This window comes from Allochromatium warmingii (assembly GCF_900107145.1).
In the GTDB taxonomy this organism is placed as follows: domain Bacteria; phylum Pseudomonadota; class Gammaproteobacteria; order Chromatiales; family Chromatiaceae; genus Thermochromatium; species Thermochromatium warmingii.
On record NZ_FNOW01000037.1, the window covers coordinates 22332 to 31207 of the forward strand.

Here is an 8876-nt window from a genome sequence, read left to right on the forward strand (position 1 = left end):
CCGCGCTCCACCTCACCCCCGCACCCACGCCCGCACCTGATCGGGCGCGGGCACGCCGCCGGCATGAATGACCTGTCCATCCAGCACCACAGCGGGTGTAGACAGCACGCCATAACCCAAGATGTCGGCCATTTCCGTGACTTTTTCGAGCTGGATAGCAACCCCAGCTTCTTCAGCAGCCTGTTCAATCGCACGCGCCGTGACTTCGCAGTTGCGGCAGCCGCCGCCCAAGACTTTGAATTGTTTCATGTTGTAGCCTGTTTTCGCTGTTAATCAATTCTGTTAATCAATCAGATTAAACCCCCAGCCGACCAGCATAAACGCCACCGCCAGCACGCCAGCAAATAGCGCCAGCGCCGGCCAGCGGATCACCTTGCGCAAAATCAGCATTTCGGGCACTGACAGCGCCGCAACGCTCATCATAAAAGCCAGCGTTGTCCCGACTGCGACCCCTTTGGTCAACATCGCCTCAGCGACGGGAATCACGCCGGTTGCATTTGAGTACAGCGGAATCCCCAGCAGCACCGCCGCTGGCACCGTGTACCAAGTCGCGCCGCTCAGATAGCGGCTCACCCAGTTTTCCGGTACGAAACCGTGAAACAGTGCGCCGACGCCAATTCCGATCAACACCCACAGCCACAGCCGCCGCAAAATCTCGCGCACCTCGGCGAGTGCAAAGCGATGCCGTCCGCAGAGGCTCAGATCGGGCGCGACGCGCTGCGCCTCACCCAGCCGGATTTTCCAAACATACTCCTCGACCCAGCGTTCGGGTCGGAACTGCTGCATGATGATCCCACCGAACCATGCGACCGCGAGACCGGCGAGCACATAGAGTGCAGTGAGTTTCCAGCCCAGCACGCCGATTAGGATAATCACAGCCACTTCGTTAATCATCGGACTAGCGATCAAAAACGAAAAGGTCACGCCGAGCGGAATCCCCGCCTCAACAAAGCCGATAAACAGCGGCACCGAGGAGCAAGAACAAAAGGGCGTGACGGCACCCAGCGTGACCGCCAGCCCGCGTGCCTGCCAGTCAGGACGCCCGCGCACGAAAGCCCGTACCCGTTCCGGTGACAGCAGGGCGCGGAGCAGTCCCATCACATAGATGACGCTGACCAAGAGCACGAAAATCTTGGTCGCATCCATGACGAAGAAGTGAACCGCTGCCCCCAGACCCGAGGCCGGATCCAGATGCAGCAGTCGAAAAGCGATCAATGCGCCGAGTGCCTCGAACATCGTGTTCTAGGCGTCAGCCGCTGTCGGAGCCGGCGCCTGCGTGGTGCCGATGCGGTCGAGTTCGCGTTGCAGCTTCAGTCGGTCGAGCGATTTGAGCGGGAGCGCGGTGAAAATCTTGATCCGATTCTCCAGCTCACGGAAGGCGGTGCGAAACGCCATCATCCGCGTCACCGCATCGCCCTCGACCGCTGCCGGATCGGGCAGACCCCAGTGCGCCGTCATCGGCTGGCCGGGCCAAACTGGGCAGACCTCACCGGCAGCTTGATCGCAGACGGTAAACACAAAATCCATGACCGGCGCGTCCGGCTGGGCGAACTCTGCCCAATCCTTGCTCCGCAATCCGTCGGTCAGATAATTGTTGCGGCGCAATAGTTCGAGCGCCAGCGGATGCACCGCGCCTTTTGGATGGCTACCGGCGCTAAAACCGCGAAAATGACGGTTGCCCCAGCGATCAAGCATCCGCTCGGCGAGAATGCTCCGCGCCGAATTGCCAGTACATAAAAACAAGACGTTATAAACACGCTCGGACATAGCAGGCTCCGGTTCCAGTTGCTGTGGATGATTGGGAACAAGGTGTGAGACGTGCGGCATGGCAACCAGTGGCGCGGGGAGGGTGACGCGCTCGGGGCGATGCGTCAGCGTCGCCAGCGTGCGGGCATCATCAATAAATGGCCGTTGCGTGACGGCCACCGCGCCGGTTTCGCGCAGAATGGTGCGAATCCAGTCGGGCAAATCGGGATAGAGACGATAGTGCATCCACACGCCTTCGCGCCGATCCTGCACCAAACCGAGTTCACGCAACTGCGCCAGATGGCGCGAGATATGCGGCTGGGCGATGCCGGTCGCGTGGGTCAGTTCGCACACGCACAGTTCGCCGTGCGTGGCCAATAACAGCAAACAGCGCAGGCGTGTCTCCTGCGCGAGCGCGGTAAATAGATCGCGTGGGGTGATGGTTTGCATGGCGGTGAAATATACGCCTGAAGATATATACTTTCAAACGTATATTTTGCAGCTCTGCCGCACTCTTCGCAGCGCACTGCGTCACCGCCCGGCAGTGTATCGAGCGCCGCGAGTGCGGCGGCGAACGTCCGCAATATCAAGCACGACGCTGCCGAATAAAGCGTTCCAATAGGGCGCGAGTCGAGGGGTCGTGCTCGGCGGTCACGGCACCGGTTTGAAGCTCACCGAGAATAACATTGGCGAGTTGCTTGCCGAGTTCTACGCCCCATTGATCGAACGAATTAACGCCCCAGATCACGCCCTGAGTAAAGATGCGATGCTCATAGAGCGCGATCAATGCGCCGAGCGTGTGCGGGGTGAGACGTTCCATCAGAATGCTGTTAGTCGGGCGATTGCCGGGGAAGGTGCGATGCTGGGCAATCAACTGCGCCCGCGCTTCATCCATGCCGGACGCGAGCAGTTCGCTCAATGCTTCGTCATAGCGACGCCCGCGCATCAGCGCCTCGGTTTGAGCAAAGAAATTGGCCATGAACTTCGGATGATGGTCGCCGAGTTCATTATGACTGTGTACCGCGCCGATGAAATCCGCCGGAATCAGTTGTGTGCCCTGATGAATGAGCTGATAAAACGCATGTTGACCATCCGTGCCCGGCTCACCCCAAACCACCGGGCCGGTGGTATAGGTGACGGCGATGCCGTCGCGGGTGACGCCCTTGCCGTTGCTTTCCATATCGCCCTGTTGCAGATACGCCGGCAGATAGCGCAACGATTGATCGTAGGGCAGCACGGCATGAGTTCGCGCCCCGCCAAAGTTGGCATACCAGACGCCAATCAAGCCGAGTAGCGCCGGCATATTGGCGCTGAGATCGGCGGTGCGAAAATGCTCATCCATCGCGTGAGCGCCTTCGAGCAATTCGGCAAAACGATCAAGGCCGACCGCCAGCGCAATCGGTAGCCCAATCGCCGACCACAGCGAATAGCGCCCGCCGACCCAATCCCAAAATCCAAACATATTGGCCGTATCAATGCCGAAGGCGGCGACCTTTTCGGCATTCGTCGAAACGGCGACAAAATGCCGCGCTACGGCGGACGAATCCCCCAATGCCGTCAACAGCCAGTTGCGGGCGCTACCGGCGTTGGTCATGGTTTCTTGGGTGGTAAAGGTCTTAGACGCGACGATAAAGAGTGTTGTTGCTGGATTCAGGCCGCGCAGGGTTTCGACCAAATGCGTGCCATCGACATTGGAGACGAAATGCACGCGCAAGCTCTCGCTTTGATAGGGCGCGAGTGCGGCACAGACCATCTTTGGCCCGAGATTTGAGCCGCCGATGCCGATGTTGACGACATCGCTGATGCGCTCGCCGGTGTGTCCGAGCCAACTGCCGGAGCGCACGCGCCCGACGAAGGCTTCCATCCGCGTCAGCACAGCATTGACATCGGGCATCACGTCCACGCCGTCAACCAGAATCGGGCGGTTGGAGCGATTGCGCAGGGCGCAATGCAGCACGGCGCGATCTTCGGTGTTGTTGATCGGCGCACCGGCGAACATGCGCTCAATCCAGCCCGACAGCTCGACGGTTTCGGCCAGCTCGCGCAGCAGGCGCAGGGTCTCGGCGGTGATGAGATTTTTGGAATAGTCCAGATGCAGTCCAGCGACCGTGAGGCTGAAGGTCGCGGCGCGTTTGGGATCGGCGTCGAAGAGGTCGCGCATCCGCTGGGTGCGGAGCGTCTCCCAATGCTGTTGGAGTGCCTGCCACGCTGGGGTCTGGTTCACGAGCACGGGCAACATAATGATTCGAGCCTCCTCAAATCCAAGATCACAGAATGGAGGCGCATTTGACCATATTCGGGCTGAATTCTCAGCTATCAGCTTTCAGCGACCAGCCGCCAGCTTTCAGCTCATTGTTACGCAGCCGCTTGGGGCTGGTTGAGCGGTGCATGGTGCCGAGTCCCCGAACGGGGACTCATATGCGCCGAAAAAGTTAGTTTTGCGGCGTACTCACTTAACCATTCAGCCAAAAATGCGTTGCAATACTGGCCAAAAAGCCCAGCGCAATCGCCGGCGTCCACTCTAGGTGCGCAAAAAAGGTATAGGTTCCGCGTGCTTGACCCATCAGCGCCACACCCGCCGCCGAGCCAATCGACAACAATGAACCGCCTACACCCGCCGTCAGCGTCACCAGCAGCCATTGCGTTTCGTTCATCTCCGGCATCATGGTCAGCACGGCAAACATAATCGGAATGTTATCGACAATCGCCGAGAGCACCCCGACCGAGATATTAGCCAGCGTCGGCCCCCATTGTTCGTACATCAGCTCCGAGGCCATCGACAGATACCCAATCTGTCCCAGACCGCCGACACAGAGCACGACGCCATAAAAAAACAGCAGCGTATCCCACTCGGCGCGGGCGACCTTGTTGAACACATCAAAGGGGGTCATGTCGCCGACTAGCGTGGCGCGATCTTCGTTGCGTTTCTGCCAATCTTCATGCGTGTGGCGCAGGTAATAGCCAAGAATCTGGAGATAGCCGAGACCGGTGAGCATCCCGATTACTGGCGGCAAATGCAGGAAATTATGGAAACTGACCGCCGTGGCAATCGTCAGTAAAAACAGCACCATGATGCGTTTAGCACCGCGTTTCATGTGCGCATCAGCATCGTGCGCATCAGGTTTGATATTCGGCACCGCGAACGACATCAGGAGCGCCGGAACCACATAGTTGACAACCGAGGGCACGAAGAGCTTGAAAAAGATGAAGAAATCAAGCACACCCTTTTGCCACACCATCAGCGTCGTAATGTCACCAAAGGGACTGAACGCGCCACCGGCATTTGCGGCGACCACGATATTGATACAAGACAGGGTCACAAAGGTACGGTTATCACCACCGACGGCCAGCACGACCGCGCACATCAACAGGGCCGTCGTCAGATTGTCGGCAATCGGCGAAATAAAGAACGCCAGCGTGCCGGTCAGCCAGAACAGCGAACGAAACCCAAATCCTTTGTTAATCAACCAAGTACGCAGGGCATCGAATACACGCCGCTCTTCGAGCGCATTGATATAGGTCATGGCGACCAAGAGGAACAGCATCAATTCGGCGTATTCAAGCAGGGTATGACGCACCGCAACGCCGGCGGCATCCGGTTGCCCCTGTTGAATGTAGATATAACCGATCAAACACCACATCAGACCGGCAGCGATGATGACCGGCTTGGATTTGTGGAGATGCAGAAATTCCTCGCCCATGACCAGCGCATAGGCAATCACGAAAATTAGTAGCGCCAGATAGCCGACCGTGTGATCGGTCAGATCAATTGCCTGAAGACTCGTCGCCGTCTCGCCGCTGGCCAGAGCCAGCGTCGGGAGCAGCAAGACGGCTAATCCGATGACAAAACGTTGGAGCAGGGACATGGAATGGGCCTCGCGTGGGAAGAAAGAAACTAGATATCAATGGCCCAACTGTCGCGCTCTCGTGCAAACTGCGGCGGCACGCGCACCCATCCAGCAGGCCAGTGAGCACCATACCTGTCCGCTGCGCTTCCGCCAAGTCGTGTGTGTGCGCAGGTGGCTAATTGAAAGCATTGCTTTCGCTGTCCCGATTCAAGTGATTCAATTCAAGTCTTAAAAAAAACCCCGCACCACTCCCACCGCCCGTTTCAAAATCACCGCTCGCCGCTGGGCTGCGCCACTTGCCGCCGCTTCGGACTCGCACACCGCCCGACATAGCCAATCGGTCGGTGTTTCAAAATCGCAGTGACTGGCCCCATTGATTCGCTCGATCTGTGCGCGGGGCGCGGCCAGCAGCGTCGCCACGCCGTTATTTTCAGCATTACACGCCGCTGGTTCGCCGAATAGCCCAATCACTGGGCGTTGTAAGTGTGGCGCGAGACGCTGACCTAATCCCTGCGCATCGACCAAATCGAGCGTCAACACGCCGAGCGTGCGCGGATCGGCGTATGCCGCGACCAGCGCGGCCAGTCCACCGGCTGAAAATCCCGCATACACGACGCGCCGCGCATTCAGTCGATTCGCAACCGCGATCAAATCCAGCCCATTGCGGCCATGATTGCCGCGCCAGAGTCGGGTATTGCAGAAATCGACCGTCACCACCGCCAGTCCCGTCGCTGCCAGCGCCCGCGCCAGCCCATCGAGCCGCGCTTTGTTGCGCAAAAAGCCGTGCGCCAAGACCACCAATTCACCCGCCGGAGCCGCCGCCGGTCGATACCAAGCATAATCGAGGGTACAGCCCGTTGCCGAAAGAGTCTGACCCCATTCAATTTGAAACTGCGCCGCTGATTCAATCGCCGTCAGCAGTTGGGCACTCGGGTACAGCACGCGGCCAAAACAGCCGACCAAGACCAGACAAGCGACGATGAGCACTGTAAACTTCATTGAATGTACTGCCGTGCATTCGGCTGTCCGATTTAGGTTTTAGGTTTATTAACAGGGTATTGTGCGCATGGCTTCTCAGATCAACCCAGCCCATTCGACGGCTTCCACGCTTCCGGCGGCGCTTGCAGCGTCGCGCCACGATCTTCAGACCAGCGCCGCTGGTCGCGTGCATTATTACGCCGACACGCAGGCCAGCGGTCGCCCACTGGTGCTAATTCACAGCATCAATGCCGCGCCAAGTGCAATGGAAATGAAGCCGCTGTTTGAGCATTTTCGTGCGAAGCGTCCGGTGTATGCGCTGGATTTACCGGGCTTCGGTCATTCGGAACGCGCCAAGCGGCGTTATTCGCCGGATTTATTCGCGCAGGTGATTGGCGAATTTTTATCACAGGTCGTGCAGCAGCCAGCAGATGTGATTGCGTTTTCGCTTGGTTGTGAATTTGCGGCATTGGCAGCGTGTGCGGCACCGGAGCGGGTGACATCGTTGGTGATGTTATCGCCGACTGGGTTTAATACCCGAGGTTTGCCGACTGGCGCGGCGGCAGAGCGGGCGCATCGGTTTTTGAGCATTCCGCTATTGAGCGATGGTTTATATAGCCTGCTGACCACGTGCACCAGTATTAAATATTTTTACAATCAAGCGTTTGTCGGGGCGACGCCGCCGGAATTGATTGAGTATGCGTATGCGACGACGCATCAGCCCGGGGCGAAAATAGCGCCGCTCTATTTTCTTTCTGGGCAATTATTTACGCCGCGTGCCTGTGCGTCGATTTATGAGCGCGTAACCCAGCCGGTATTGGCGCTGTACGATAAAGATCCGAATATTGATTTTCACGAGCTGCCCGATTTTCTCAGCCGTCATGCGAATTGGCGTGCCGAGCGGATTGCGCCGACCAATGGCATGTTACATTGGGAACAGCCGGCAGCAACGGCAGCGGCGATTGAGCAGTTTTGGGCGGCGCTGAGTTAAAAGTCTGTTCTGATTTTTCTGGTCACGAAGCTCCAGCTTCGTGACCGTAAATTCAAATACTAACCTATAACCCTAATGATTCCTGCTTTTTGCGTTGACGGGTTGCATCATTCGGTGCGGATGGTAGTCCCCCAATCTAAAGGATTTAGGATACGCTCAATCTAGCTAGATATTCATCCACTAGGGCCTGTTAACGCAAATTGACAAGATGGTTTTTTTCGCCGAAAAATGCGGCGATGCAACTGACTCGCGAACAATTCGAATTGATTGCCCCACTGCTGCCGCGCCAGCGGGGCAACGTGCGGCTGGACAATTTCGCGGTGGTCAACGCCATCCTGTACGTCGCGGCCAACGGCTGCAAGTGGCGCGCACTGCCCAGCCACTATGGGCCGTGGCACAGCATCTACACGCGCATGAGCCGCTGGGCCAAGGCCGGTGTGCTGGATGCCGTGTTCGAGCGCCTGCAGCGGCAGCGTCTGATGCAGGTTCGCCTCGAAGCGGTGAGCCTGGACTCGACGATCATGAAGGTGCATCCGAATGGTACGGGTGCGCCGAAAAAAACGGCCTCCAAGCCATCGTCAAGAGCCAGGGCGGATGGAGCACCAAACTTCATTTGGTTGCCGCGAGTGCCTGCGACGTTGTGACATGGAGCTTGACGTCGGGGCAAGCGGCCGACGGCTCCGAGGGGCACCGGTTGATCGAGGCAATGGGCAGGCCACGGGAGGCGGGAGACGTGGCGCTGCTGATGGACAGCGCCTATGAAGGCGATGCTACACGTGAACTTGCCCAGCAGTTGGGCTTCGTGAACGAAAAACGGCCCAGACGGTGATCGCCTAAGCCGTTGATGTTATGGTCGGGGCGAGAGGATTTGAACCTCCGACCACCTGAACCCCATTCAGGTCAATAACCGTTTTTTCTTGTTTCACCTTGTTCCTCGATTCTTAAAAAAATAGACTTGTACCGCACGCTAACTTATTGATTTTAGGCTATTTTGAAGTTCCAGAGTCCGGCTCCAAGTCCCAAAAATTGGTCAATGAATAAAACGGATTGATTACGAACGCGATGTGTTAGGCAATAAAAATGCTTCATGCCTCCAATAGCATGTTCAACAATAACGCGCTTTTGGGCGTGCGCTTTATTCGATTTTTCCTGCTCCTCGGTCAAAGCTGGAGATGGATTTTTCTTAGACTTTCTTGGTTTTTTATGTGGTAAAACGATCTTGGATTTTGACCCATAATCTTTGTTTGCCCCTAAAAATCCGAGATCTGCCAGCATTGTTTTTTTCTTAAACCATGGAAGTTCTACATCGAATT

Annotated in this window: 8 protein-coding genes and 1 pseudogene; 2 read left to right on the forward strand and 7 right to left on the reverse strand. The window is 57.3% G+C overall.

Going from position 1 to position 8876, the window contains the following annotated elements:
• Positions 1 to 12 precede the first annotated feature (12 nt).
• The 6 genes from BLW10_RS10675 to BLW10_RS10700 form a co-directional block, all read right to left on the reverse strand.
• On the reverse strand, positions 13 to 249 hold the full coding sequence (locus tag BLW10_RS10675; protein ID WP_091334589.1) for a thioredoxin family protein: 237 nt from the start codon (positions 247 to 249) through the stop codon (positions 13 to 15).
• Positions 250 to 282: 33 nt separating this feature from the next.
• Entirely contained in the window at positions 283 to 1236 is a 954-nt protein-coding gene (locus BLW10_RS10680; protein ID WP_091334590.1) for a permease, read from the reverse strand.
• 6 nt (positions 1237 to 1242) lie between these two features.
• A complete protein-coding gene (locus BLW10_RS14545) occupies positions 1243 to 2196 on the reverse strand; it encodes a metalloregulator ArsR/SmtB family transcription factor (RefSeq protein ID WP_091334592.1) in 954 nt (317 codons plus the stop codon).
• Between the two features lie 136 nt (positions 2197 to 2332).
• A complete protein-coding gene (gene pgi / locus BLW10_RS10690) occupies positions 2333 to 3985 on the reverse strand; it encodes a glucose-6-phosphate isomerase (RefSeq protein ID WP_091334594.1) in 1653 nt (550 codons plus the stop codon).
• Between the two features lie 214 nt (positions 3986 to 4199).
• A complete protein-coding gene (nhaD, locus tag BLW10_RS10695) occupies positions 4200 to 5612 on the reverse strand; it encodes a sodium:proton antiporter NhaD (RefSeq protein WP_091334596.1) in 1413 nt (470 codons plus the stop codon).
• Positions 5613 to 5822: 210 nt separating this feature from the next.
• The gene (locus BLW10_RS10700) at positions 5823 to 6593 is read right to left on the reverse strand and encodes an alpha/beta fold hydrolase (RefSeq protein WP_091334598.1); all 771 of its coding nucleotides are present in this window, start codon (positions 6591 to 6593) and stop codon (positions 5823 to 5825) included.
• A gap of 67 nt (positions 6594 to 6660) precedes the next feature.
• On the opposite strand from BLW10_RS10700, the gene BLW10_RS10705 reads away from it, so the two are divergent.
• The gene (locus BLW10_RS10705; protein WP_091334600.1) at positions 6661 to 7563 is read left to right on the forward strand and encodes an alpha/beta fold hydrolase; all 903 of its coding nucleotides are present in this window, start codon (positions 6661 to 6663) and stop codon (positions 7561 to 7563) included.
• A 236-nt stretch (positions 7564 to 7799) separates the two neighbouring features.
• Positions 7800 to 8368: pseudogene (locus BLW10_RS10710) on the forward strand (IS5 family transposase); the annotation flags it as partial.
• A 176-nt stretch (positions 8369 to 8544) separates the two neighbouring features.
• Here the strand turns inward: BLW10_RS10710 and BLW10_RS10720 are convergent.
• Positions 8545 to 8876 (reverse strand): transposase family protein (locus BLW10_RS10720; RefSeq protein ID WP_143117053.1); only part of this gene is annotated, 332 nt, incomplete at its 5' end.

What these genes read in the sequence shown, in the direction of transcription:
- BLW10_RS10675 (WP_091334589.1), bottom strand. Translation starts at nt 249, where the DNA reads ATGAAACAATTCAAAGTCTTGGGCGGCGGCTGCCGCAACTGCGAAGTC.
- BLW10_RS10680 (WP_091334590.1), bottom strand. Translation starts at nt 1,236, where the DNA reads ATGTTCGAGGCACTCGGCGCATTGATCGCTTTTCGACTGCTGCATCTG.
- BLW10_RS14545 (WP_091334592.1), bottom strand. Translation starts at nt 2,196, where the DNA reads ATGCAAACCATCACCCCACGCGATCTATTTACCGCGCTCGCGCAGGAG.
- pgi (WP_091334594.1), bottom strand. Translation starts at nt 3,985, where the DNA reads ATGTTGCCCGTGCTCGTGAACCAGACCCCAGCGTGGCAGGCACTCCAA.
- nhaD (WP_091334596.1), bottom strand. Translation starts at nt 5,612, where the DNA reads ATGTCCCTGCTCCAACGTTTTGTCATCGGATTAGCCGTCTTGCTGCTC.
- BLW10_RS10700 (WP_091334598.1), bottom strand. Translation starts at nt 6,593, where the DNA reads ATGAAGTTTACAGTGCTCATCGTCGCTTGTCTGGTCTTGGTCGGCTGT.
- BLW10_RS10705 (WP_091334600.1), top strand. Translation starts at nt 6,661, where the DNA reads ATGGCTTCTCAGATCAACCCAGCCCATTCGACGGCTTCCACGCTTCCG.